Here is a 23,218-nt window from a genome sequence, read left to right as displayed (position 1 = left end):
TCCGCCCTTTCCGAAGATTATTGCCGCATAGCATTATAGCGCAAATGCGGGGTGACTATTTCAGCAGGCGCATTACAGAACAGTGACACAGATCAAACATGAGGCGCAATCTGTGGAGGCACCTTGTCTCGACTCCCTGAATAATTCGATTTATGAAACCTCATAATATTATTTTTTTAAATATATCTATTTTCGTAAATTTTTAACAATTTAAAACGAACGCTCAAAGATTGGTTATCTATTTATTTTTTGCAGATCTTCCGTTAGTGTACATAAAAATACCTATCCGTACTATCACAGGTTGAACGTCCGTTTTTTCGATGAAAGTATTTGCCTGACTCGCATCGTGGATTTTCGCCTCCTCCGAGAGGCAGCAAACTTGAGGAGGAGGAGACTTCGTGACCTCCAGCGCGACCGAAGAAGGCACCGGCCGGGCGACGACGAGCCGCCGGCGCGAATTGACCGCCTTCATCATCCTCGCCGTTCTCATCTGGCCGGTCGTGGCCGTCGCGGTCGTCGGCGGATACGGCTTCCTGATCTGGATGTTCCAGATCATCTTCGGCCCTCCGGGTCCGCCGGCTTGATACGGGGGTGAGTTTGGCAGCCCCCGACATCTCCCGCAGAAACTTCCTGACAGGCCGCGCGCGGACGGCGCCGCCGCCATTGCGCCCGCCGTGGACACGCGAAGAAACGATAACGAGCGCCTGCACGGGCTGCGGAGCGTGCATCGACGCCTGTCCCGAGGCGATTCTCTCGCCGGATTCACGCGGGCGTCCCGTCATTTCTTTCGCCGATCGCGAATGCACATTCTGCCGCGCCTGCGCGCAAGCCTGCCCGGAGCCGGTCTTCCTCGACGCAAGCGAGCGGGCCTTTGCCCATGTCGCGGCAATCGAGGAGAGCTGCTTCGCCAAGACCGGCGTGCATTGCCAAAGCTGCGGCGATGCCTGCCCCGAAGCCGCGATCCGCTTTCGCCCGCGCATCGGCGGAGCGCCCCTGCCCGAGATCGAAGCCGCGCAATGCACGGGCTGCGGCGCCTGTGCCGCGATCTGCCCGGCCAACGCGGTTTCCATGAGAGCGGCGGAGAGCAATCCATGAGCGAAACGGCTCACGAACACCATATTTCAAGCGCCGTCGTCAGCGTCGTGCCCGAACATGCCGAAGGCGTGATCCGCAGCCTTGAGGCGATGGCGGATACGGAAGTGCACCACCGCACCGACAGCAAGATCGTCATCGTGCTGGAGGGACCAAGCGAAAAAGCGATCGGCGGACGCCTCGCCCAGATCGCGCTTCTCGATCACGTCCTTTCGGCAAATCTCGTCTACGAAATCATCGATACCGGCACGGCCGATACGGCTGCCACGGTGGAGGGAGGACAGCCATGAGCGTCTCTCGGCGCGACGTACTGAAAACGCAAGCCGCGGCAATCGCGGCAGCGGCGGCAGGGATAACCCTGCCGGCAAAGGCCCAGCCCATTCCAGGCGGCGTCGACACACTGAAGATCAAGTGGTCGAAAGCGCCCTGCCGCTTCTGCGGCACCGGCTGCGGCGTCATGGTGGGCGTGAAGGACAACAAGGTCGTCGCGACGCACGGCGACGTGAAGCACGAGGTGAACCGCGGCCTCAACTGCGTGAAAGGCTATTTCCTCTCCAAGATCATGTACGGCGAGGACCGACTGGAACAGCCGCTCCTGCGCAAGAAGGACGGCAAATTCGCCAAGGACGGTGAATTCGAGCCCGTTTCCTGGGATGAGGCCTTCGACGTGATGGCCGAAAAATGCAAGGCCGCGATCGCCGACAAGGGCCCGAACGGAGCCGGCATGTTCGGCTCCGGCCAGTGGACGATCTGGGAGGGCTACGCGGCATCCAAGTTCATGCGCGCAGGCCTCAGGTCCAACAACCTCGACCCGAACGCACGCCACTGCATGGCGTCCGCCGCCGTCGCGTTCCTGCGCACCTTCGGCATCGACGAGCCGATGGGCTGCTATGACGACTTCGAAGCCGCCGACGCCTTCGTGCTCTGGGGCTCCAACATGGCGGAGATGCACCCGATCCTGTGGACGCGGCTTACCGACCGCCGCTTGAGCCATCCGCATGTGAAGGTCGCCGTGCTTTCGACCTTTACCCACAGGAGTTCCGATCTCGCCGACATTCCCCTTGTCTTCAAGCCGGGAACGGACCTGGCGATCCTGAACTATATCGCCAATCACATCATCCAGACGGGCCGCGTGAACGAGGAGTTCGTCTCCAAGCACACGACCTTCAAGAAGGGCGCGACCGACATCGGCTACGGCCTGAGACCGGAAGACCCACGCCAGAAAGCCGCGAAGAACGCCGACAAGCCCGGCGTCATGGAGGACAGCGACTTCGCGGCCTTCAAGGCGCATGTCGCGGAATACACGCTTGAAAAGGCGGCCGAGATTTCCGGCGTCGAACCTTCCCAGCTTGAAGCGCTCGCCGAGCTTTACGCCGACCCGAACACCAAGGTGATGTCGCTTTGGACCATGGGCGCCAACCAGCACGTGCGCGGCGTGTGGGCAAACCAGCTTATCTACAACATCCACCTTCTGACGGGAAAAATCTCCGAGCCCGGCAATTCGCCGTTTTCGCTCACAGGCCAGCCCTCGGCCTGCGGCACGGCCCGCGAGGTGGGCACCTTCGCCCACCGGCTGCCGGCGGACATGGTGGTCACCAACCCCGAGCACCGCAAACATGCGGAAGAAATCTGGAAGCTTCCCGAAGGACTGCTTTCCGAAAAGGTCGGTTATCACGCCGTCCTTCAGGACCGCATGCTCAAGGACGGTCAGATCAACTTTTACTGGATCCAGGTCAACAACAACCTGCAGGCCGCGCCCAACTCTTCGAACGAGACATACCCGGGCTACCGCAACCCGGATAATTTCATCGTCGTTTCCGACGCCTATCCGACCGTGACGGCCATGGCCGCCGACCTCATACTGCCAACCGCCATGTGGGTGGAAAAGGAAGGCGGCTACGGCAACGCGGAGCGGCGGACCCACTTCTGGCACCAGCTCGTGAACGCACCGGGCGAGGCGCGGTCCGACGTCTGGCAGGTCATGGAGTTTTCCAAGCGGTTCACGACCGACGAGATGTGGCCGGCTGAAATTCTCGACGCGAATCCCTCCTACAAGGGCAAGACGCTCTACGAGGTTTGTTTCGAAAACGGCGAGGTGAACAAATACCCGCTCGACGAAACCAGTCCCGATTACGACAACGCCGAATCCGAACACTTCGGCTATTACGTCCAGAAGGGCCTTTTCGAGGAATATGCCGCCTTCGGGCGCGGACACGGGCATGACCTTGCCGATTTCGATACCTACCACGAGGTGCGCGGCCTGCGCTGGCCCGTTGTCGACGGCAAGGAAACACGCTGGCGCTACCGCGAAGGGTACGACCCATACGTGAGTGAGGGATCGGGCGTGGAGTTCTACGGCAAGCCGGACGGGCGCGCCGTGATCATCGCCCTGCCCTACGAGCCGCCGGCAGAGCCGCCGGATGAGGAATACGACCTCTGGCTCGTCACCGGACGCGTGCTCGAACACTGGCACTCGGGCTCCATGACCATGCGGGTGCCGGAGCTTTACAAGGCGTTTCCGGGCGCACGCTGCTTCATGCACGCCGATGACGCGCGCGAGCGCGGCCTCAACCAGGGCTCGGAGATCGTCATCCAGTCGCGGCGCGGCTCGATCCGCACCCGCGTGGAAACACGCGGACGCAACCGCATGCCGCGCGGCGTCGTCTTCGTGCCATGGTTCGACGCCAGCCAGTTGATCAACAAGGTCACGCTGGACGCAACCGACCCCATTTCCAAGCAGACGGACTTCAAAAAATGCGCAGTCAAGATCGAACGGGCCTGACCGCAATCGCCCGCGCCGGCGTCGGCGGCTTGACCGCCGGGGCCGTGGTGCTTTTCGCAGCCCTCGCCTTTTCGCAGGAAGCACCGCGCCTGACGGGCGCGGACCCCGCCATGGAAAACGTGCAGGCCCCGCCGCTGGCGCGCCCGGTGACCGACGACCGGCGCAAGGCCCGCAACTACCCCGAACAGCCGCCCGTGATCCCCCATTCGATCGAAGGCTACCAGCTCACGCTGAACACCAACCGGTGCCTGGAATGCCACCGCCGGGAGTTCGTGGAAGCTTCCGGCGCGCCGATGATCAGCGTCACGCACTTCATGGACCGCGATTTCCAGGTGCTCGCCGACGTGGCGCCGCGCCGCTATTTCTGCCTGCAATGCCACGTGCCGCAGACGGACGCCCGGCCGCTCGTCGAAAACGAGTTCACCGACATGTCGGCGACGACGGCTGAGTGAGGCAGGACATGAAGCGCCTCTGGTCCGTAATCCGCGAATACTGGGAAGTGATCCGCCGCCCCTCGGCCTATTTCAGCCTGGGGTTCCTGACGCTTGGCGGCTTCATTTTCGGCGTGATCTTCTGGGGCGGGTTCAACACCGCCCTGGAACTGACGAATACCGAAAAATTCTGCATTTCCTGCCACGAGATGCAGGACAACGTGTACCAGGAGCTGACGCGCACCGTGCATTTCTCCAACCGCTCGGGCGTGCGCGCGACCTGCCCGGACTGTCACGTGCCGCATGAATGGACGCACAAGATCGCCCGGAAAATGCAGGCCTCCAAGGAGGTCTGGGGCAAGATCTTCGGCACGATCAATACGCGCCAGAAGTTCCTCGACCACCGCCTTGAGCTTGCCAAGCACGAATGGGCGCGGCTGAAGGCGAACGATTCCCTGGAATGCCGCAACTGCCACTCCACCATCGCCATGGACTTCACCCGCCAAAGCCGGCGGGCGGCGGAAATCCACGAGCGATACCTCGTCAGCGGCGAGCGCACCTGCATCGACTGCCACAAGGGCATCGCCCACGAACTGCCCGACATGACGGGCATCGAGCCCGGCTGGCAGGCGCCCACGGACATCCGCGCAGCGCCCAAGGACCAACAGACGTCCGTCGACCCGCTGATGCACCATTCGCTTTCCGCGTTTCTGGAGAGCCGGTAATCAGGAAAGGCCGCCGGCAGGTTTCACCCGATGCCGCTCTCCAATGTGCAAGCGGCGGCGATGCGGCCTGCCGGCATGTTCATTCGAGATTTAAATCTCTCATAATTCAAGGGAACTGCGGCAAAGACATTTTCAAAAAGACATGGTGCAGTGCGAAGTTTTGTGAAAACCTTCCGGTTACACAAAATGACGCAGCGGGCAGGCCATGTCGATACGTGCAAGCATCCACCACCTGACACACTACCGCTACGACCGGCCCGTGACGCTCGGGCCGCAGGTCATCCGCCTGAGGCCCGCACCGCACAGCCGCACGCAGGTGCTTTCCCATTCGCTGAAGGTCTCGCCCGCCGGCCACTTCGTGAACCACCAACAGGACCTTTACGGCAACTGGCTGGCGCGTTTCGTCTTTCCCGATCCCGTGCGCGAATTCAGGATCGAGGTCGATCTGGTCGCGGACATGTCCGTCTACAATCCGTTCGATTTCTTCGTGGAGGATACGGCGGAGGAATGGCCGTTCGACTATCCTTCCGATCTCGCCGACGACCTTGAGATCTACAAGAAGACGGAACCCGTCGGGCCGAGGCTCCAGGCGTTTCTGGACGCGACGCCGAGAGACAGGGTTCGCACGATCGATTTCATCGTCGCGCTGAACGCCCGCGTCGCGCAGGAAGTCGGTTACGTCATCCGCATGGAACCCGGCGTGCAGACGCCGGAAGAAACGCTGGAGCGGGGAACTGGGTCCTGCCGCGATTCAAGCTGGATGCTGGTTCAGGTGCTGCGCAACCTCGGCTTTGCCGCCCGTTTCGTCTCCGGCTACCTGATCCAGCTCAAACCCGATCTGGAAGCGCTCGACGGGCCGTCGGGCACGGACCACGACTTTACCGACCTGCATGCCTGGGCGGAGGTCTATTTGCCGGGTGCGGGCTGGATCGGCCTCGACCCGACGTCGGGCCTGCTTGCGGGCGAAAGCCACATCCCGCTCGCCGCCACGCCGCATTACCGAAACGCCGCCCCGATCGCCGGCATGGCAAGTGCGGCGGAAGTGGACTTCTCCTTCGACATGAAGGTGGCGCGGGTTGCCGAGCACCCGCGTATCACCATGCCGTTTTCCGACGATTCCTGGCAGGCGCTGAACCGGCTTGGCGAAGATGTCGACCAGGTTCTGGAACGCGACGACGTCAGGCTGACCATGGGCGGGGAGCCGACGTTCGTCTCGATCGACGATTTCGAGGCGGAGGAATGGAACACCGATGCGGTCGGCCCGACGAAGCGGACGCTGGCCGACAAGCTGATCCGCCGGCTCCAGAAACGTTTCGCGCCCGGCGGCTTCCTGCACTACGGGCAGGGCAAATGGTACCCCGGCGAAACGCTGCCGCGCTGGACCTTCTCGCTCTACTGGCGGCGCGACGGCAGGCCGATCTGGAACGACCCGGACCTGATCGCCGAGGAAGGCGACGACACGAAGGCGACGCCGAAGCAGGCGGAAGCCCTGTTGCAGGGGATGGCCGAGGAGCTGTCCGTCACGCCCGACTATATCGTCGCCGCTTACGAGGACCCGGCGGAATGGCTGTTGAAGGAAGCCAAGCTTCCCGAAAACGTGACGCCCGCCAATTCCAAACTGGAGGATGCGGAGGCAAGATACCGCATCGCCAAGGTGTTCGACCGGGGGCTTACCAAACCCTCCGGCTATGTGCTGCCGATCCAGCGCTGGCAGTCCAAGGCTTCCGGCACGAGATGGCGCTCCGAAAAATGGAAGCTCCGGCGCGATGCGCTGTTTCTCGTGCCCGGCGACAGCCCCGTCGGATACCGGCTGCCGCTGGAGGGGCTGCCTTACGTTCCGCCGTCGCAATACCCCTACACCAACATCGCCGACCCTTCCGAACCGCGCGGGCCGCTGCCGGAATTTCCCGTAGGAAAACGCCCGGACCGCGAACAGGCGGTCGCCCATTTCACCGCCGCCGAAGCGACGCAGGACCGGCGCGAACAGGAGATTTCAAGCGCGGATGACGACGACGCGGTGCGCACCGCCCTTGCGGTGGAGCCGCGCGACGGGCGGCTTTGCGTGTTCATGCCTCCCGTGGAACGTATCGAGGATTATCTGGAGCTCGTCTCGGCAGCCGAAGCCGCAGCGAAACGCCAGGGGCTTCGCGTTCACATCGAAGGCTATGCGCCGCCGCCCGACCCGCGCATGAACGTTATCCGCGTCGCACCGGACCCCGGCGTGATAGAGGTGAACATCCACCCGGCCGCAAGCTGGAAGGACTGTGTTGCGACAACCGAGGCGATCTACGAGGAGGCGCGGCAAAGCCGACTCGGCGCCGACAAATTCATGATCGACGGCAAGCATACGGGAACGGGCGGCGGCAACCACGTCGTCGTCGGCGGGGAAACGCCGCTCGACAGCCCGTTCCTGCGGCGGCCGGACCTGCTCAGAAGCCTGATCCTGCACTGGCAGCGCCACCCGAGCCTTTCGTACCTCTTTTCCGGCCTCTTCATCGGCCCGACCAGCCAGTCTCCGCGCGTCGACGAGGCCCGCCACGACGGGCTTTACGAACTGGAGGTCGCGCTTTCACAGATCAACCGCCCGCAGGACGGACCGCCCCCCTTCCCCTGGCTCGTCGACCGGCTGCTCAGGAACCTCCTTGTAGACGTTACCGGAAATACGCACCGCGCGGAGATCTGCATCGACAAGCTTTATTCGCCCGACGGGCCGACGGGCCGGCTCGGCCTGATCGAGTTTCGCGGGTTCGAGATGCCGCCCGATCCGCGCATGAGCCTTGCCCAGCAGCTCCTGATCCGCGCGATCATAGCAAGGCTGTGGCAGAACCCGCTCGGCGGGCGGTTTACGCGCTGGGGAACGGCGCTACATGACCGCTTCATGCTGCCGCATTACATCTGGAACGACTTCCTGGAGGTGCTGCGCGACCTGGAAGACCACGGATTTTCCATGCGTCCCGAATGGTTCGTCGCGCAATCTGAATTCAGGTTCCCGTTCTACGGCGAGATCGAAGTGGAGGGCGTGCAGCTTGAACTGCGCCAGGCGCTGGAACCCTGGCACGTACTGGGAGAAACCGGCGCGATCGGAGGCACCGTGCGCTATACCGACAGTTCCACGGAACGGCTGCAGGTGAAGATGACGACGACCGACCCCGACCGCTATATCGTGACCTGCAACCAGCGCAAGGTGCCGCTTCAAAAGACGGAGACGAACGGCACGGCCGTCGGCGGCGTGCGCTACAAGGCCTGGCAGCCGGCGCAGGCGCTTCACCCCGTTCACCCGGTCGATGCGCCGCTGACGCTTGACATCTACGACCGGTGGAGCGGACGGGCGATAGGCGGCTGCGTCTACCATGTCGCGCATCCGGGCGGGCGCAGCTACGATACGTTCCCGGTGAACGGCAACGAGGCGCAAGCGCGAAGACTGGCGCGTTTCCAGCCGCACGGGCATACTCCGGGGTACTACGAGCCGGCGGAGGAATATCCGCATCCCGAGTTTCCGCTGACGCTGGACCTCAGGAGGCCGGCCGGAATCTGAGGACATGACGCTGGACCAGGCAACCGGAGAAAAGGAAAGCGTTTACAGCCTGCTTGCGGCCTATAGGCCGCTTGCGGGCGTGGCCGACGAGCTTCTGGACGCAAGCGGCGCGGTGCGGCCCGTCTGGCAGCCCTTTCTCGACCACCTCTCCCGGATGACGCCGGACGACATTTCCCAGCGCTTCGCGCGCGGCAACCAGTACCTGAGGGATGCCGGCGTCTTCTTCCGCCACTACGGAGAAAAGGGAACAAGCGAACGCGAATGGCCGCTCAGCCATATTCCCGTCGTCATCGACGCGAAGGAATGGCGGCAGATCGCAGCCGGACTGATCCAGCGCGCGGAACTTCTGGAAGACGTCGTCGCCGACCTCTACGGCCCGAACAGGCTGGTGGGCGAAGGCTACCTGCCCGCCTGCATGATCGGCAAGAGCGCGGAATGGCTGCGCCCGCTGGTCGGCGTTACCCCGCGCTCGGGCAAATTCCTGCATTTCCTGGCGTTCGAGATCGGCCGGGGGCCGGACGGCACATGGTGGGTGCTGGGCGACAGGACGCAAGCCCCCTCCGGCGCCGGTTTCGCGCTGGAAAACCGGGTCGCGACAAGCCGGGTCTTCAACGAATTCTTCGCCCGCGCAAATGTGCACCGGCTGGCCGGCTTCTTCCGCCGTTTCCGCGACCAGCTGTTGACCATGCGCGGGGAAACCGAAAGCCGGGTCGCGATCCTCACGCCCGGATTGATGAACGACACCTATTTCGAGCACGCCTATATCGCCCGCTACCTCGGCTTCATGCTGCTGGAAGGCGAAGACCTGACGGTGGAAAACGGCGAGCTGATGGTGCGCACCGTCGCGGGCCTCAAGCCCGCAAGCGTGCTGTGGCGCCGCCTCGACGCCGCCTGGAGCGACCCGCTGGAGCTGGACGAAACCTCGCAGCTTGGAACGCCGGGCCTTGTGGAGGCCGTGCGGCGCGGCTCCGTGACCCTGATCAACGCCCTTGGCGCGGGCATCCTGGAAACGCGTGCGCTTCTCGCCTTCCTGCCGCGCATTTGCGAGGGCCTGCGGGGCGAGCCCCTGATGCTGCCCAATATCGCGACCTGGTGGTGCGGGGAAGAAAGCGTCCGCCGGTATGTCGCGGAAAACGCGGGGCGCATGCTGATCAGCCGGGCCCTTTCCACCGACCTGCCGTTTGCCGCGTCGGGAGAAGATGTCACGGCGGGCGATTTCACATGCCCCAACGGGGGAACGCTTGCCGACTGGATGAACACGCGCGGAGAAGAGCTTATCGGGCAGGAGGCCGTCACCCTTTCAACCACGCCTGCCTATATCAACGGAGCACTGGTGCCGCGCCCGATGAGCCTGCGCGTGTTCCTGGCGCGCACCGCCGAAGGCTGGGAAGCGATGTGCGGCGGTTTCGCGCGCATCGGCAATTCGCAGGACGCAAGCGCGCTTGCCATGCAGGCGGGCGGCACGGCCGCCGATGTCTGGGTGATCGGCAGCCAGCCGACCAGTACCGAAACCCTTCTGCAGCAACCCGGCACGCCCTACCTCAGAAGCCAGCCGGGTATCCTGCCTTCGCGGGCGGCCGACAACCTGTTCTGGCTCGGGCGTTATGTGGAGCGCGCGGAAGGCGCGATACGCCAGCTGCGCGCCTATCACGCACGCCTTGCGGAGACGGACGACCCGTCATCCCCGCTCGTTGCCGCGATCGGCACCTTCCTTCAATCCGCGAATGTAGACCCGCGCGAGACCATCCCGAGCGGCCTGCACACGATATTGAACTCCGCGGTCTTCAGCGCGAGCAAGGTGCGCGACCGCTTTTCCGTGGACGGGTGGCTGGCGCTGAACGACCTTGCCCTAACGGCAGCACGCATGCGCGAAACCGTGATCCCCGGCGACGACGCGGCGCGCGCCATGGGCGTTCTGCTGCGCAAGATCACCGGCTTTTCCGGCCTGGTGCACGAGAACATGTACCATTTCACCGGCTGGAGGTTCCTGGGCATCGGGCGTTCGCTGGAACGCGCCAACGCTACAGCCCGCCTCCTTTCGGTCTTCACCGACCCGTCCGCTCCCGAAGGCGCGCTGGAACTGGCGCTCGAGGTCGGCGACAGCGCGATGTCCATGAACCGGCGCTACGCGGTGGCACTGAGCAGCAACGCCGTTCTGGATCTTCTTGCGCTCGACACGAACAATCCCCGCTCGATCCTCTATCAGCTCGGCGAAATCAAGGATCACCTTTCATTCCTGCCCGGTGCGCACCTGCACGGCCAATTGTCCGCCCTTTCGCGCTCGGTGCTTCAGGTTCACACGTCCCTGGCCATATCAACCCCGGAGACGCTCACCCCCGATGCCCTTCATGCGCTGAGCGGCGAGATCGCCTCCCTGTCGGTCGGACTGAACGAGGCATATACGCGCTAGAGCGCGTCTTGTTTAATCGGACTCACCGGACGCGCTCTATCTATTTGATAATTAGCATGTCCTTGTCCCAAAACCGGTTCCCACTTTTGGGGGACATGCTCTAAAAACCGCAACGCCACAGAGGCTCATGTGCTTTACGACATCACCCTCTCGATCACCTATGAGTACGAAAGCCCGGCGGATGCGGGCCGCCATGCGCTGCGCCTGATGCCGGCGGCGATCCACGGCGAGCAGCGGCTGATCGTCGGCAGCCTCGACATCGATCCGCTGCCCGAGGAACGCTTCGACCGGGTCGATTTCTTCGCAAACGCCGTTACGGACATCGCCTATCGCGCGCCGCACTCGAACATCGCATTCAACCTGCACGCAAGGATCGACCGCACGGCGGCTCCGGTGAGCCTCGACATTTCTCCGCCCTTGAGCCAAATGCAGCAGGAGCTTGCCAGCATCCGTTCCATGGCGCCCTATGAACCGGTGCATTTCATGGACGGTTCGCCACGCATCACGCTCGATCCGGCCTTCACAAACTACGCGCTCGACGTCATCGACCGGAATACGACCGTGCAGGCCGCCGTGGAGGCGATCGGCCAGGCGCTGCACCGGGATATCGCCTTCGATGCGGAGGCGACGACCGTTGAAACAACGGCGCTCGACGCCTTCACGAACCGCCACGGCGTGTGCCAGGACTTCACGCACATCATGATCTCCTGCCTCAGAGGCATCGGCATTCCGGCGGGTTATGTGAGCGGGTTCCTGCGCACGATTCCGCCGGAGGGCGCGACCCGCCTTGAAGGGGCGGACGCCATGCACGCCTGGGTGCGCGCGTGGTGCGGAGTGGAAATCGGCTGGGTGGAATACGACCCGACGAACGCGCTCAGGGTCGGCCAGGACCACATCGTCGTCGCGCGCGGGCGCGACTACGGCGACGTAGCACCCGTCAAGGGCGTGCTGCGCTCCTCCGGCGGGCAGAAAACCGACCAGTCCGTCGACGTCGTGCCGCTGTAAAATTCCGAAATATCGATTCACCCGGCCGCGCGCATCGACGGGACATCGGCAATCGGTACGATCGCGAGCCAGTGGCGAAACGCCTGGCGCAATTCCTTCTCGCCATGGACTTCCATCACGCCGTCGCCGATCGCCCTCGACAAGGCGACATCGCCGCGCCACACGCGGATTATGTCGGCCAGGGACACACTGACATAGACCTGCGCCTGCTGATCCGGCCGGGTCAGGCAAAGCTCGCAACGCCCGTCTTCATTCAAGAACCACCAGCGACGCTTGTTGTCCGGCTGGTCGACGAGATCGAGTTCCACAATCGTGCGTTTTTGCCCGAAGTATTCAGGATGCGCACCCTTTTCGAGCGCCCAGAGCAGGAGGCCGAGATCGATCTCGTGCTCGGCCAGTTCCCGGCGCGACCAGCGCTGGCCCCACACGCCCAGCGCCATGACGATGGGCACGAATTCCTCACCCGCTTCCGTCAGGTGATAAGTCGACGTGCGCCCGTCGGACGCGTTGCGCCGCTCCACGATCCCCTCTGCCTCAAGATCCTTCAACCGCTTGGAAAGCAGCGTCGGCGAAGCAAGCGGCACGCCGCGCTGCAACTGCGAAAAGCGCATGGCGCCGCCAGCAAGATCGCGCAGGATCAGCGCCGTCCAGCGCTCGCAGAAGATTTCGGCCGCCTTGGCGATGGGGCAGAACTGATTGTAGCTCTTCATGGCCGCCCTCCGCATTGAAATACCATTCTACACGCCTGACGGCAGCGGTCCCACTACAGATCGTGGAGTAGCGCGCGAGCGCAATCTTCCCTGAAGATCGGCACGGTTCAGCAAATTCAAGGAGGAAAGAATGACGGAAGCTGCAATCGCCATTCAGGAATCCAACCGCGCGGCAGCGGAAATGTGGGGCAGCGGCGGCAAACACTACAACGAAGTGAGCTTCGCGATCTGCGATGCGCTCGCCCATGCCGCAGGGCGGCTTTGCCCCCGCCCCGGCGAAGCGGTGCTGGATGTGGCGACCGGCACCGGCTGGAGCGCACGCAACGCGGCACTTTTCGGAGCGAAAGTCTCAGCCGTAGACATTTCCCCGACGCTGATCGACGCCGCAAGGACGCTTTCCCGCGCCGTCGATCCGCCTATCGATTTCAAGGTGGGCGAAGCCGAAAACCTTCCCTTCCCCGACAGACGTTTCGACAAGGTGATCTCGACTTTCGGCGTCATGTTCGCGGCCGATCACGAAGCCGCGGCACGGGAACTTGCGCGCGTCACCAGACCAGGCGGGCGGCTCAGCCTTGCCAACTGGGTGCCTGACGGCGCGGTTGCCGAATTCTTCGGTGTGCTCGCAGAATTCACCGACGCGCCGCCGCCCTCCCCCTCGCCGCTCGACTGGGGACGGCCGGACTATCTGGAAAGCCTGCTGGGCAAGGATTTCGAGCTGACCTTCGAACGCGGTATCAACCACGCCTACCATGACAGCGAAGACGCCATATGGCAGTGGTATCTACGCGGCTTCGGACCGCTGAAGGCGGTGCACGATCGACTCGATGCCCAGGGCCGGAAGGCGCTGAAGGAGGCTGTCGATGCCTATCACCGGCATTACCGGGTGGACGCCGGGCTCTGCGTGAAGCGCGAATATCTGATCACGGTCGGGAAACGTCGATGAAGGGCTCGGGACGAGCCCATCACACGAAAAATGCGGCGGTCACGCCGCATCCTTCCACTTGATCGAGCAGCCCATTGACGGGATCTGTTCGCGCGGGCCGGAGCCCGTTTCGGCGACCATGACCATGGCGTCGTAGAGATCGCGCCGGGCATCTTCCGGGGCGATGTCCTTGCGCGAGGCATCCAGACGGCCCCGGTACTGCAGTTCGAGATGCTTGTTGAAACCGAAGAAATCCGGCGTGCAGACGGCATCGTACTTGCGCGCGAGCGACTGATCCTCGTCATGAAGATAAGGAAAGGTGAAGCCGTGCTTGCCCGCGAAGACCTTCATATTCTCGAATGAATCCGCCGGATGGGTCGTCGCGTCGTTGGAACAGAGCGCGACGAAGCCGATGCCGTGTTCCTTCAGGTCGTTCGCATCGCGCACGATCCGGTCGATCACCGCTTTGACATAAGGGCAGTGATTGCAGATGAACGCGACCACCAGGCCGTTCGGACCGGCGCATTCGAAAATCGAGTAATCCTTCCCGTCGGTCGCGGGCAGGCGCGCATCAATCGCCCTCCAGCCGAAATCGCAGATGGGTGTGGTTGCAGCCATCGTTCTCCTCCTCAATCCGCCATTCTTGCCTGTGGTCGAAAATATAGAGCATCGTACGCCCACGGGCGATGCGCCGAATCGCCCCGTTGAGAGAATGCGCGGCTGCAACCATAGCGGTTAAGGCATCTCTAATGCGTTAGTTCGAATTTTTCACGAGTTCTTAAGCGTCCACATTTCACCCTGTTGTTACTGAAAAACAAAAACTGGGGCTTGTGCATGCGCATCATTCTTTCCGCTCTCGCCGGAGCATGTCTGGCGACGTCCGCCGTTTGCGCCGAACCGGCGGCACCCGACGCAAAGGCGCTGATCGACGACCAGGTGATGAAGGACATCCGCTCCTGGATCGACACGGAGATCGTGCGCCTTTCCATCACCACGCAGAACCAGCGCTATGGCGACATTCCGCAATCGAGGGTCGAGGAACTCGACAAGATGTGGCGCGCGGAGCGCGAAGCGGACGACAAGCCACTGATTTCGGCCACGCTTTCGAACCCGCTGTCGGTTTATCTTTCACGCATGCAGGGCCGCTCCGTCGGCCTCTTCGTCGAAATCTTCGTCATGGACGACAAGGGGCTCAACGTCGGCCAGTCGTCCATCACCTCCGACTTCTGGCAGGGCGACGAGGCGAAGTTCCAGAAAACTTATCCGAAAGGGGCCGGCGCGGTCTTCATCGACGAGCCGGAGTGGGACGACGACTTCAAGATCTGGCGTGCCCAGATCAACATGACGGTGGAGGACGCGGACGGCAGCACGCCGATCGGAGCCGCGACCATCGAGGTCAATCTCACCGAGCTTCAGCGCCGCCAGTCGGTCGGCAGCTAAGGCGAAGCCCTTCCCTCGAATTCCGGATACCGCCAGATGATCAAGTCACTCTCCGTCACGCTGAAGAGCGCCATCGCCTTCGCCATGGTCGCGCTGATCGGCGTCCTCGCCAGCTACATGGTCTACACCAATGCCGTCAGCGCTTCGCGCGCCGTCGTCAAGACAGGCGCGATGCAAGAACTCATCCTTCAGGTGAGCGACGTCGAGAACAGCCTGCTTGCGCAGGCGACCGCGCTCAAGAACTTCCTGCTGACAGGCGATCGCGCCATCGCCGGCGACTTCGAAAAAGCGACCGTCAACATCGAAAAGGGGTTTGCCGATATCGCGGCGGCGCTCGGCGAGGTGGGTCTCAGCCAGAATGCGTCCGCGGCACGCAATGCCTGGTCCCAATGGTATTCCGACCAGGCCGGACGGCAGGTCCTGTTGATGCGCGACCCGCAGACCGTCGATCTCGCCAAGATGATGGAGGCAACCGGCATCGGCACGGCGATGGTGAACGACGCCATCGACCAGCTGAAGATGGCGCGTGCCGAAATAACCCGGATGCAGCAATCGCTTGCCGCAGCACAGCGCGAGAGCCTCGGCTTCGTGGAGACCACGGCGCTTGTGAGCGCGCTTTTGATGGTCGTCTTTTCCGGGCTCATGGGGCTCATGAATTATTTCGTCGTCTCGCGTCCGCTGGCGGAGCTGAGCGGCGTGACCAACGCGCTGGCCGAAGGCCAGACCGATGTGGGCCTGAAGAGCGACGGACGCAAGGACGAGATCGGCGACATGTGCCGGGCCCTCGGCGTCTTCCGCGAAAACCTGATCCGCAACCGGGAACTGGAGGAAAGCACCAAGGCGCGGGAGATGCGGGCGGCGGAAGACCGCAAGGCGGAGCTGGAGAAGCTTGCCGCCGAATTCGAGGCAAGCGTCTTGGCGATCTCAAGCGAGATCGTCACCGCAACCGGCAGCCTGAACGACATGTCCGCGGAACTGGCCCAGATCGCGGCGCAAACGACCGATCAGGCCGTCACCGTGGCGGGAGCCGCCGAACAGGCCTCGGGCAACGTACAGACCGTGGCGGGCGCGACCGAAGAACTTTCCGCGTCGATCCGCGAGATCAACGGGCAGGTACACGCCTCGTCGCAAGCCGCCGGCCAGGCCACGCATGAGGTCGAACGCTCCAACCAGGCGGTGCAGAGCCTGCAAGTCGTCGTCGGGAAGATCGGCGACGTTACCAAGCTGATCAACGATATCGCCGAACAGACCAACCTTCTCGCGCTGAACGCCACCATCGAGGCAGCGCGCGCGGGCGAGGCGGGCAAGGGTTTCGCCGTCGTGGCAGCCGAGGTAAAGCAACTTGCCGAGCAGACCTCAAAGGCGACAGAGGAAATCGACCGCCAGATCCAGGAAATGAAATCCGCAACCTCGCTTTCCACCGAAACGTCCAATTCCGTGGGCGAGATGGTGCGCAGCATCGCCGATCGCACGAACGCAATGGCCGCGGCCGCCGAAGAGCAGAACGCGGCGACCGACGAAATCGCCCGCAACATCAACGAGGCGGCCACGGGCAACGTCGAGGTGACGCAGGCAATCGCGCTGGTGAGCGAAACCGCAAGCCGGACGGGCGACCTCTCGAACTCGATGCGCTCATCCGTTGCAGGGCTGCATCAACGCTCCGACGAGCTGCTCGTCTCCATGCGGGACTTCCTGCAGCGCATCCGCGCGGCGTGACGAAAACCGAACGCAAAAAAAGAAAAGCCCGGCGCACCCCGCGCCGGGCTTCTTTCGTTTCAAGGGCGAGCGATCACTTCGTCGCGGCGACGATGATGATCTCGACCTTGTAGTCCGGCGTGGCGAGTTTGGATTCGCCCGTGGCGCGGGCCGGCGGATTGGCCGGGTCGACCCAGGCGTCCCAAACCGCGTTCATCTCGGCGAAATCATCCATCGACGAGAGCCAGATCGTCGTCTGCAGGATGCGCGACTTGTCGGAACCGGCTTCGGCCAGAAGCGCCTCGATATTGGCGAGGATCGTTTTCGTCTGCGCCTCGACGCTTTCGCCGGGCTCACCGACCTGCCCCGCCAGCCAGACGAGACCGCCGTGGACGACGGCCTGGCTCATGCGCGGGCCAGGCTTGATGCGTACGATATCGGACATGATTTTTTCCTTCGGCATTTCAAAAAAGACGTTTCGGATCGAGCGCGGCAACGGTTTCAGGATCAAGCGAAGGCGCGCGCGCAAGGCAAAGATCGGCGGTCAGTTGCGATAGAGCCGGCGCCGTCTGTACGCCGTAACCGCCCTGCCCCGCAAGCCAGAAGAAGCCCTGCGCATCGGGAGCGAAGCCCGCGACGGGCGTGCGGTCGGCAACGAAACTGCGCAGGCCCGCCCAACTGCGCTCGACACGCGTTACCGGCACGGTGACCGCCTGCTCGAACCGGTAAAGCCCTTCCGCCAGGACCATATCGTCGGCCCATGCGTCATGCGGGTCGACCGGATCTTCATCGGCCGGCGAAACCATGAGCTTGCCAGCCTCGGGCTTGGCATACCAGCTTTCCGAGGCGCTGGCGACGAGCGGCCAGGCGCTGACGTTATGACCTTCGGGTGCTGGCAGGATCGCCGCCGAGCGGCGCATGGGAACAAGGCCGACCGGCCTGACGCCGGCAAGGCGCGCGATCTCATCCGCCCAGGCGCCGGCGGCGTTGATGACAACCGGGGCTTCGAAGTCTCCCTTCGGCGTCGCCACCCGCCAGACGCCGCCGTCACGCAAGATCGCCTTCGCCGGGGCATCGGTGACGATACGCCCGCCGTTGTGGCGAAGAAGGCGGGCGAAACCCTGAAGCAGACGGTCGACATCGATGTCCTGCGCCGCGCGCTCTATCGCGGCTGCCGCGATCAGCTCTTCGCGCAGGATCGGGAAAAGGTCGACAGCTTCCTTCGCACTCAACTCTTCAAGGCCCGAAGCGCCTTCCAGATAGGCCTTCAAGTCCGGCAGTTCCTCTTCCGTTGCGATAAGCATCTCGCCGCGCGGGGAAAGCAGGGTTCGATCGGAAATCCCTTCCGGCTCCTTCAGGACCGGCTCGGAGGCGGCGTTAAGGGCACGCAGCGTTCGGTTTCCATAGTTGCGGATGTAGATCGCGGCGGAGCGGCCCGTGGAATGACGGCCAATGGCGTCTTCCGTCTCCAGCACGATCACCGAAGCATCCAGCGACAAGCGGGCCGCCGCACCGACGCCCGCAATGCCGCCTCCGACAACCAGGAAATCCGCGCGCTCCGTCATTTGCCTTCGAAACCCTTCAGGAAGCTCGTGAGGTTCTGGCCAAGTTCCTTCGACAGATAGCCGCCTTCCTGCACGAGAAGCGTCGGCAATCCCACCCCCGCAATCGCTTCGGCGATTTTCGCAAAGCCCGGCGTGGTGACGGCGAGGCCCTTCAACGGATCCTTCTCATAAGCATCGAGGCCCAGCGCCACAACGATAACATCCGCCCCGAAGGCGCGAATGCGGGCAAGGGCCGTCTCCAGCGCCTTCAGGTAATCGGCATCTCCCGTGCCGCGCGAAAGCGGCAGATTGAGGTTGTAGCCGCGCCCGCGCCCCTCGCCGCGCTCATGCTCGTGCCCCCAGAAGAAGGGATAAAAGCGCACCGGATCGGCGTGGATGGAGACGGTGAGCACATCGTCGCGCTCATAGAAGATTCCTTGCGTGCCGTTGCCGTGGTGAACATCGACATCAAGGATCGCCGCGCGCTTGCCCGCCCGATTGAAATGCTCGGCGGCGATTGCCGAATTGTTCAGGAAACAGAAACCGCCCGCGAGATCGCCAAAGGCGTGATGGCCCGGCGGGCGGCTCAACGCATAGACTGCGCGCTCGCCGCCAAGCACCATATCCGCGCCGGTCAAGGCCGTTTGCGCCGACCAATAGGCCGCTTCCCACGTTCCCGCCGCTATGGGGCAGGCCGTGTCCGCCTGATGAAAGCCGGCCTGGCCGACGGCAGAGCGCGGGTAGCTGGCGGAACGACGGTCAGGGTGGATGTTGGGAATGACCTCATCCGACGCGCCTTCGATGCGCTTCCAGCGGGTGTGGATCGTCTCGAGAAAGATGAGATATTCGGGCGAATGTATCGCGCCGATCAGCCCCGCGCCGTGATCTTCCGGCGAAACGAACTCTGAGCCCGCCTCGCCCGCGCCATGGGTGAGAACCTTGATGCGTTCCGGCTGCTCGGGGTTCGGCTCCACCGTTCCGTTGGCCATGAAGTGCTTGGGGTCGTGTTTCCACTGGCGTTCGTCGAATACGGCTTTCATGACGTTTCCTTCAGGGCGTCCAATGCCTCGCCCACAATCGAAAGGTAGGTTTCGCGCGGGTCCGTAACGAACCCGAGACGCTCGTAAAAGGCGCGGGCCGAGGGGTTGTCGTCATAGACGGCGAGCTTCAGGAAGCGAACCGTCCAGTCTTGCGGGGCCTGCGCGACGACCTGCCCCAAAAGGCGTTTGCCGAGGCCCATGCCACGCGCGGCTTGCGACACCCAAAGGTCCGACACATAAAACCCGGCACCGGCGCGCACCGTTGAAAAGACCGGGGAATAGACGGCAACCCCCAGAACCTCGCCCGTATCGAGCGGCTGCGCCAAAAGCGCCTGAAATGCCGGCTCGGGCCCGAACCCATGGCGCAGGAGGTCGGCCTCGCCCGCGCCGTGATCGTCGCCGATATCGGCGGAGAGTTCGGCCAGCGCATGATGCAAGGCGGCGACATCCTCGCGCCCGGCCCGGCGGATGACGACATCGGCCATGGTCAAAACGCCGTCTTGTCCGGCCCTTTCAGGCCGAGCATGCCGCGCACGTCCCCCGGTGTCGCAACATCACGACCAAGACGCTCTACGATCTCCCGGATCCTTGAGACCTGTTCGGCGTTGGAGCGCGCAAGCTTGCCCTTGTCGATGAAAAGGCTGTCCTCAAGCCCGACACGAACATGACCGCCCATGGCCGCCGACATGGAGGCAAGCGGCATCTGCTGGCGCCCGGCAGCAAGCACGGAGAACATGTAATCGTCACCGAATAGCTTGTCGGCGATGCGCTTCATATGCGTGAGGTTCTCCGGATCGGCACCCATGCCGCCCAGAACGCCGAAAACGAACTGGATGAAGAACGGCGGCTTGACCATGCCACGGTCCGCGAAATGGCGGAGCATGTAGAGGTGGCTCAGGTCATAACACTCGAATTCGAAACGCGCACCGCGCTTCTCGCCAAGGTCGGTCAGAACGGTGGCTATGTCGCGCGGCGTGTTCTTGAAGACGAGATCGTCGGAATTTTCCAGAAACGGCTTTTCCCAGTCGTAATTCCACTCGCGCTCGCGCTTCGCCATGGGATAGAGCGCGAAATTCATCGAGCCCATGTTGAGCGAGCACATTTCCGGCTCGGCGGCACGCGCGGCCGCCAGCCTGTCGTCAAGCGCCATGATCGCGCTGCCGCCCGTCGTGATGTTCACGACGGCCTCCGTCTGGCGCTTTATTTCGGGCAGGAAGGCCATGAAATGTTCGGGCGCGGACGAGGGATGGCCGGTTTCGGGATTGCGCGCGTGCAGATGAAGGATGGCGGCGCCGGCTTGAGCCGCGCCCAGCGCCTGGCCCGCAATCTCCGCAGCCGTGACGGGAAGATGCGGCGACATCGAGGGCGTATGGATCGAGCCTGTGACGGCGCAGGTGATGATGATCTTGCTCATGAACTATCCGTCACGCACAAGCCGCAAGCGCGGAACCCGCTTCGGCCATGAAGGTATCCAGGGAACGGGTGAGACCATCCATGATTTCCTCCACGTGATCTTCCGTGGCGATCATGGGCGGGCAGACCATGAAGTGATCGCCTTCGTATCCGCCGCGCGTGCGGCGTGAGTAGATGATGAGACCATTGTCGTAGGCGATTTCCACCAGCCTGTCGAAAGCGCCGAGTTCCTTCGGCAGAGGCTGCATCGTCTCGCGGTTGGCGACCAGTTCAAAAGCCAGCATGAGGCCCTTTCCGCGAACGTCCCCGACGATCGGGTATCGCTGCATGAGCGCCGACAGCCGGGATTTCAGGACGTCGCCGACGCGGATGGCATTTTCCATCATGCCCTTCGTCTCGATCTCCTCGATAACGGCAAGACCGGCGGCACAGGCAAGCGGATTGCCCGCATAGGTGAAACCATGCAGGAAACCGCCCGCGTCAAGCACGGGATCGACGATCCTTTCATGCGCGACCATGGCGCCAAGCGGGGCGTAGCCTGCGGCGAACCCCTTGGAAATCGCAATGATATCCGGTGCGACGCCCCAATGATCGGCCCCGAAGAAGCGGCCCGTGCGCCCGCCGCCCGTCATCACCTCGTCATGGATCAGGAGCACGCCATAGCGGTCGCAAATCTCACGGATGCGCTGCATGTAGCCGACCGGCGGAACGAGCGCGCCGGTGGACGCGCCGCCGACCGGTTCGTTGATGAAGGCGAGCACCGTTTCCGGCCCCTCCTCGACGATCCTTGCCTCCAGCATGTCGGCGTAGCGATGGCCCGTCGCCTCGTCGTCGGGGTCGAGACCGTCGAGATAGGCACGAGGAGCCGGGATTTTCGGCATCGGCCGCATCATGGCGTCGAACGGAGCCGTGAGCGGCGCATATCCTGTGAGCGCAAGCGCGCCCAGCGTACAGCCATGATAGCTCGGCTGGCGCGAAATCACCTTCCAGCGCTGCGCCTCGCCCACCGCCACGGCATGCTGGCGGGCAAGCTTGATCGCGCTTTCGACCGCCTCCGACCCGCCGGAGACGAAGAAAACCTTGTCGAGCCCCGCCGGCGTGAGCGAGGCCGTCTTTTCGGCCAGGCGCTCGGCTGGCTCCGTCTCGAAATGAAGGCGGTAGCCGAAGGTGGATTTTTCCATCTGCCTGCGCATCGCCTCAAGCACATGCGGGTTGGAATGGCCGATGTTGCAGACCATCGCGCCGGAAGAGCCGTCGAGATAACGCTTGCCGTCCACATCCCACATGTAGACGTCCCTTGCCTGATCGAGCATCGGGCGGCGGCGGCGCGTCTGGTAGAAGAGATACGATTTTTTACCGGAAGAAGTCATCAACGGGCCTCCGGCAGCGCCGCGCAGTCACGCGGACGTACGCGCACGGACACAGTGTCGCCCTCGTTGAAGGGATGGTCGTCGATCATGTTGATTGCCTGAAGCTGAAGGTCGCCGACGCGCACGAAATAACGCGCCGCCTGCCCCTGGTAGTCCACCGTTTCCACGACGCCGTCAACGGCGATCTGGCCGTCGGGGTCCGTTTCCGGTTTCGCCAGATGAAGTTTTTCCGCCCGGATGACGAGTTTTGCCGGCCCGCTGCCGTTGAGCTTCGGCGCGCGGTTCTTCGGCACGGCGATCCGCCCGAAACCGGCGGTATCAATGGCGACTTCCTCACCAGAGGCACCATTGCTCGTGCCGTCGAGGATATTCGAGGAGCCGAGAAAGCGGGCGACGAACTCCGTCTCGGGCGTATTGTAGACTTCTTCCGGCGCGCCCGCCTGCTCCACACGGCCCTGCGACATGACGACGATGCGGTCCGACATCGCCAGCGCTTCCGACTGGTCGTGGGTGACGAAGACGGTGGTGATGCCGATGCGATGCTGGATGCGCTTCAGCTCCACGCGCATATCCTCGCGAAGGTTGGCATCGAGCGCGGAAAGCGGCTCATCTAGAAGAAGCACATCCGGCTCTATGACGATGGCGCGTGCGAGCGCGATACGCTGCTGCTGGCCACCCGAAAGCTGCTTGGGGTAGCGTTCGCCCACCTGGGGAAGCTGGACGAGCTCCAGCGCCTGCTCGACGCGCTTTTTCGCCTCGTCCTTCGCCACGTTGCGGTATTTCAGGCCGAAGGCGATGTTTTCGGCCACCGTCTTATGCGGAAAGAGCGCATAGTTCTGGAAGACGATGCCGAGGTTGCGCTTGTGGATCGGCACGTCGTTGACGCGCCGGCCCTTGATCGAAATCTCGCCCTCGCTCGGGTCCAGAAGCCCCGCGATCATGCGCAAGGTGGTGGTCTTGCCGCAGCCGGAGGGGCCAAGCAGCGTCACGAAGCTGCCTTCGGGAATGTCCATGGACATGCGGTGCACGGCCGTAAATTCGCCGAAGCGCTTGACGATGTCCTTCAAGGTAACGGCACTCACGCGTTTTCTCCGCGATCGATCT

General features: G+C 63.3%; 21 protein-coding genes. 12 read left to right on the top strand and 9 right to left on the bottom strand.

Features of this window, described 5'->3' with window-relative positions; translation table 11 throughout:
* Window positions 1–398: 398 nt before the first annotated feature.
* From napE to GR183_RS03270, 9 genes are all read left to right on the top strand, one after another.
* A complete protein-coding gene (gene napE, locus GR183_RS03310; protein WP_160774139.1) occupies window positions 399–584 on the top strand; it encodes a periplasmic nitrate reductase, NapE protein in 186 nt (61 codons plus the stop codon).
* 13 nt (window positions 585–597) lie between these two features.
* The gene (gene napF, locus GR183_RS03305; protein WP_160774138.1) at window positions 598–1,095 is read left to right on the top strand and encodes a ferredoxin-type protein NapF; all 498 of its coding nucleotides are present in this window, start codon (window positions 598–600) and stop codon (window positions 1,093–1,095) included.
* Window positions 1,092–1,382: a chaperone NapD gene (locus GR183_RS03300; protein WP_160774137.1), complete on the top strand. Its 291-nt coding sequence runs from the start codon at window positions 1,092–1,094 to the stop codon at window positions 1,380–1,382. Before napF ends, GR183_RS03300 begins: the two co-directional genes overlap by 4 nt.
* On the top strand, window positions 1,379–3,874 hold the full coding sequence (napA, locus tag GR183_RS03295) for a periplasmic nitrate reductase subunit alpha (protein WP_160774136.1): 2,496 nt from the start codon (window positions 1,379–1,381) through the stop codon (window positions 3,872–3,874). Before GR183_RS03300 ends, napA begins: the two co-directional genes overlap by 4 nt.
* Window positions 3,847–4,326, top strand: coding sequence for a nitrate reductase cytochrome c-type subunit (locus tag GR183_RS03290; protein WP_160774135.1), 480 nt, complete (start codon window positions 3,847–3,849; stop codon window positions 4,324–4,326). Before napA ends, GR183_RS03290 begins: the two co-directional genes overlap by 28 nt.
* An 8-nt stretch (window positions 4,327–4,334) precedes the next feature.
* A complete protein-coding gene (locus GR183_RS03285) occupies window positions 4,335–5,030 on the top strand; it encodes a cytochrome c3 family protein (RefSeq protein ID WP_160774134.1) in 696 nt (231 codons plus the stop codon).
* Window positions 5,031–5,235: 205 nt separating this feature from the next.
* A complete protein-coding gene (locus GR183_RS03280) occupies window positions 5,236–8,565 on the top strand; it encodes a transglutaminase family protein (protein WP_160774133.1) in 3,330 nt (1,109 codons plus the stop codon).
* A 4-nt stretch (window positions 8,566–8,569) separates the two neighbouring features.
* Entirely contained in the window at window positions 8,570–10,975 is a 2,406-nt protein-coding gene (locus GR183_RS03275; RefSeq protein ID WP_160774132.1) for a circularly permuted type 2 ATP-grasp protein, read from the top strand.
* A 129-nt stretch (window positions 10,976–11,104) separates the two neighbouring features.
* Entirely contained in the window at window positions 11,105–11,980 is an 876-nt protein-coding gene (locus GR183_RS03270; RefSeq protein WP_160774131.1) for a transglutaminase family protein, read from the top strand.
* A 17-nt stretch (window positions 11,981–11,997) separates the two neighbouring features.
* Here GR183_RS03270 and GR183_RS03265 read toward each other — a convergent pair whose 3' ends face one another.
* Window positions 11,998–12,690, bottom strand: a complete 693-nt coding sequence (locus GR183_RS03265; protein WP_160774130.1) for a winged helix-turn-helix transcriptional regulator — start codon at window positions 12,688–12,690, stop codon at window positions 11,998–12,000.
* Window positions 12,691–12,820: 130 nt separating this feature from the next.
* On the opposite strand from GR183_RS03265, the gene GR183_RS03260 reads away from it, so the two are divergent.
* A complete protein-coding gene (locus GR183_RS03260) occupies window positions 12,821–13,633 on the top strand; it encodes a class I SAM-dependent methyltransferase (RefSeq protein WP_160774129.1) in 813 nt (270 codons plus the stop codon).
* A gap of 39 nt (window positions 13,634–13,672) precedes the next feature.
* Here the strand turns inward: GR183_RS03260 and GR183_RS03255 are convergent, their stop codons facing one another.
* Window positions 13,673–14,230 (bottom strand): thioredoxin family protein, encoded by a 558-nt coding sequence (locus tag GR183_RS03255; RefSeq protein WP_160774128.1) that lies wholly within the window; start codon window positions 14,228–14,230, stop codon window positions 13,673–13,675.
* 216 nt (window positions 14,231–14,446) lie between these two features.
* Between GR183_RS03255 and GR183_RS03250 the strand changes: the two genes are divergently transcribed.
* Both GR183_RS03250 and GR183_RS03245 read left to right on the top strand, forming a co-directional pair.
* Window positions 14,447–15,052 (top strand): hypothetical protein, encoded by a 606-nt coding sequence (locus GR183_RS03250; protein ID WP_160774127.1) that lies wholly within the window; start codon window positions 14,447–14,449, stop codon window positions 15,050–15,052.
* Window positions 15,053–15,088: 36 nt separating this feature from the next.
* Window positions 15,089–16,768, top strand: a complete 1,680-nt coding sequence (locus GR183_RS03245; protein ID WP_160774126.1) for a methyl-accepting chemotaxis protein — start codon at window positions 15,089–15,091, stop codon at window positions 16,766–16,768.
* A gap of 73 nt (window positions 16,769–16,841) precedes the next feature.
* Here the strand turns inward: GR183_RS03245 and GR183_RS03240 are convergent, their stop codons facing one another.
* Genes GR183_RS03240 through GR183_RS03210 form a run of 7 tightly spaced genes read right to left on the bottom strand, consistent with a single transcriptional unit; the run spans window position 16,842 to window position 23,196 of the window.
* Window positions 16,842–17,192, bottom strand: a complete 351-nt coding sequence (locus GR183_RS03240; protein ID WP_160774125.1) for a RidA family protein — start codon at window positions 17,190–17,192, stop codon at window positions 16,842–16,844.
* A 19-nt stretch (window positions 17,193–17,211) separates the two neighbouring features.
* The gene (locus GR183_RS03235; protein ID WP_160774124.1) at window positions 17,212–18,312 is read right to left on the bottom strand and encodes an NAD(P)/FAD-dependent oxidoreductase; all 1,101 of its coding nucleotides are present in this window, start codon (window positions 18,310–18,312) and stop codon (window positions 17,212–17,214) included.
* Complete coding sequence (locus GR183_RS03230) at window positions 18,309–19,331, bottom strand: histone deacetylase family protein (protein WP_160774123.1); 1,023 nt, start codon at window positions 19,329–19,331, stop codon at window positions 18,309–18,311. The genes GR183_RS03235 and GR183_RS03230 overlap by 4 nt, the downstream gene beginning before the upstream one ends.
* A complete protein-coding gene (locus tag GR183_RS03225; protein ID WP_160774122.1) occupies window positions 19,328–19,816 on the bottom strand; it encodes a GNAT family N-acetyltransferase in 489 nt (162 codons plus the stop codon). Before GR183_RS03225 ends, GR183_RS03230 begins: the two co-directional genes overlap by 4 nt.
* 2 nt (window positions 19,817–19,818) lie before the next feature.
* Complete coding sequence (kce, locus tag GR183_RS03220) at window positions 19,819–20,745, bottom strand: 3,5-dioxohexanoate:acetyl-CoA acetone transferase (RefSeq protein ID WP_160774121.1); 927 nt, start codon at window positions 20,743–20,745, stop codon at window positions 19,819–19,821.
* A 10-nt stretch (window positions 20,746–20,755) separates the two neighbouring features.
* Window positions 20,756–22,114, bottom strand: a complete 1,359-nt coding sequence (locus GR183_RS03215; protein ID WP_160774120.1) for an aminotransferase family protein — start codon at window positions 22,112–22,114, stop codon at window positions 20,756–20,758.
* Window positions 22,114–23,196, bottom strand: coding sequence for an ABC transporter ATP-binding protein (locus GR183_RS03210; RefSeq protein WP_160774119.1), 1,083 nt, complete (start codon window positions 23,194–23,196; stop codon window positions 22,114–22,116). Before GR183_RS03210 ends, GR183_RS03215 begins: the two co-directional genes overlap by 1 nt.
* Window positions 23,197–23,218 lie beyond the last annotated feature (22 nt).

Origin of the sequence: Stappia sediminis (genome assembly GCF_009826895.1) — a bacterium.
Taxonomy (GTDB): domain Bacteria; phylum Pseudomonadota; class Alphaproteobacteria; order Rhizobiales; family Stappiaceae; genus Hongsoonwoonella; species Hongsoonwoonella sediminis.
Note: the sequence above shows the minus strand (reverse complement) of the source record. Positions and strands in the feature narration are given on the sequence as shown.

What these genes read in the sequence shown, in the direction of transcription:
- GR183_RS03300 (WP_160774137.1), top strand. Translation starts at nt 1,092, where the DNA reads ATGAGCGAAACGGCTCACGAACACCATATTTCAAGCGCCGTCGTCAGC.
- napA (WP_160774136.1), top strand. Translation starts at nt 1,379, where the DNA reads ATGAGCGTCTCTCGGCGCGACGTACTGAAAACGCAAGCCGCGGCAATC.
- GR183_RS03290 (WP_160774135.1), top strand. Translation starts at nt 3,847, where the DNA reads ATGCGCAGTCAAGATCGAACGGGCCTGACCGCAATCGCCCGCGCCGGC.
- GR183_RS03285 (WP_160774134.1), top strand. Translation starts at nt 4,335, where the DNA reads ATGAAGCGCCTCTGGTCCGTAATCCGCGAATACTGGGAAGTGATCCGC.
- GR183_RS03280 (WP_160774133.1), top strand. Translation starts at nt 5,236, where the DNA reads ATGTCGATACGTGCAAGCATCCACCACCTGACACACTACCGCTACGAC.
- GR183_RS03275 (WP_160774132.1), top strand. Translation starts at nt 8,570, where the DNA reads ATGACGCTGGACCAGGCAACCGGAGAAAAGGAAAGCGTTTACAGCCTG.
- GR183_RS03265 (WP_160774130.1), bottom strand. Translation starts at nt 12,690, where the DNA reads ATGAAGAGCTACAATCAGTTCTGCCCCATCGCCAAGGCGGCCGAAATC.
- GR183_RS03260 (WP_160774129.1), top strand. Translation starts at nt 12,821, where the DNA reads ATGACGGAAGCTGCAATCGCCATTCAGGAATCCAACCGCGCGGCAGCG.
- GR183_RS03255 (WP_160774128.1), bottom strand. Translation starts at nt 14,230, where the DNA reads ATGGCTGCAACCACACCCATCTGCGATTTCGGCTGGAGGGCGATTGAT.
- GR183_RS03250 (WP_160774127.1), top strand. Translation starts at nt 14,447, where the DNA reads ATGCGCATCATTCTTTCCGCTCTCGCCGGAGCATGTCTGGCGACGTCC.
- GR183_RS03245 (WP_160774126.1), top strand. Translation starts at nt 15,089, where the DNA reads ATGATCAAGTCACTCTCCGTCACGCTGAAGAGCGCCATCGCCTTCGCC.
- GR183_RS03240 (WP_160774125.1), bottom strand. Translation starts at nt 17,192, where the DNA reads ATGTCCGATATCGTACGCATCAAGCCTGGCCCGCGCATGAGCCAGGCC.
- GR183_RS03235 (WP_160774124.1), bottom strand. Translation starts at nt 18,312, where the DNA reads ATGACGGAGCGCGCGGATTTCCTGGTTGTCGGAGGCGGCATTGCGGGC.
- GR183_RS03230 (WP_160774123.1), bottom strand. Translation starts at nt 19,331, where the DNA reads ATGAAAGCCGTATTCGACGAACGCCAGTGGAAACACGACCCCAAGCAC.
- GR183_RS03225 (WP_160774122.1), bottom strand. Translation starts at nt 19,816, where the DNA reads ATGGCCGATGTCGTCATCCGCCGGGCCGGGCGCGAGGATGTCGCCGCC.
- kce (WP_160774121.1), bottom strand. Translation starts at nt 20,745, where the DNA reads ATGAGCAAGATCATCATCACCTGCGCCGTCACAGGCTCGATCCATACG.
- GR183_RS03215 (WP_160774120.1), bottom strand. Translation starts at nt 22,114, where the DNA reads ATGACTTCTTCCGGTAAAAAATCGTATCTCTTCTACCAGACGCGCCGC.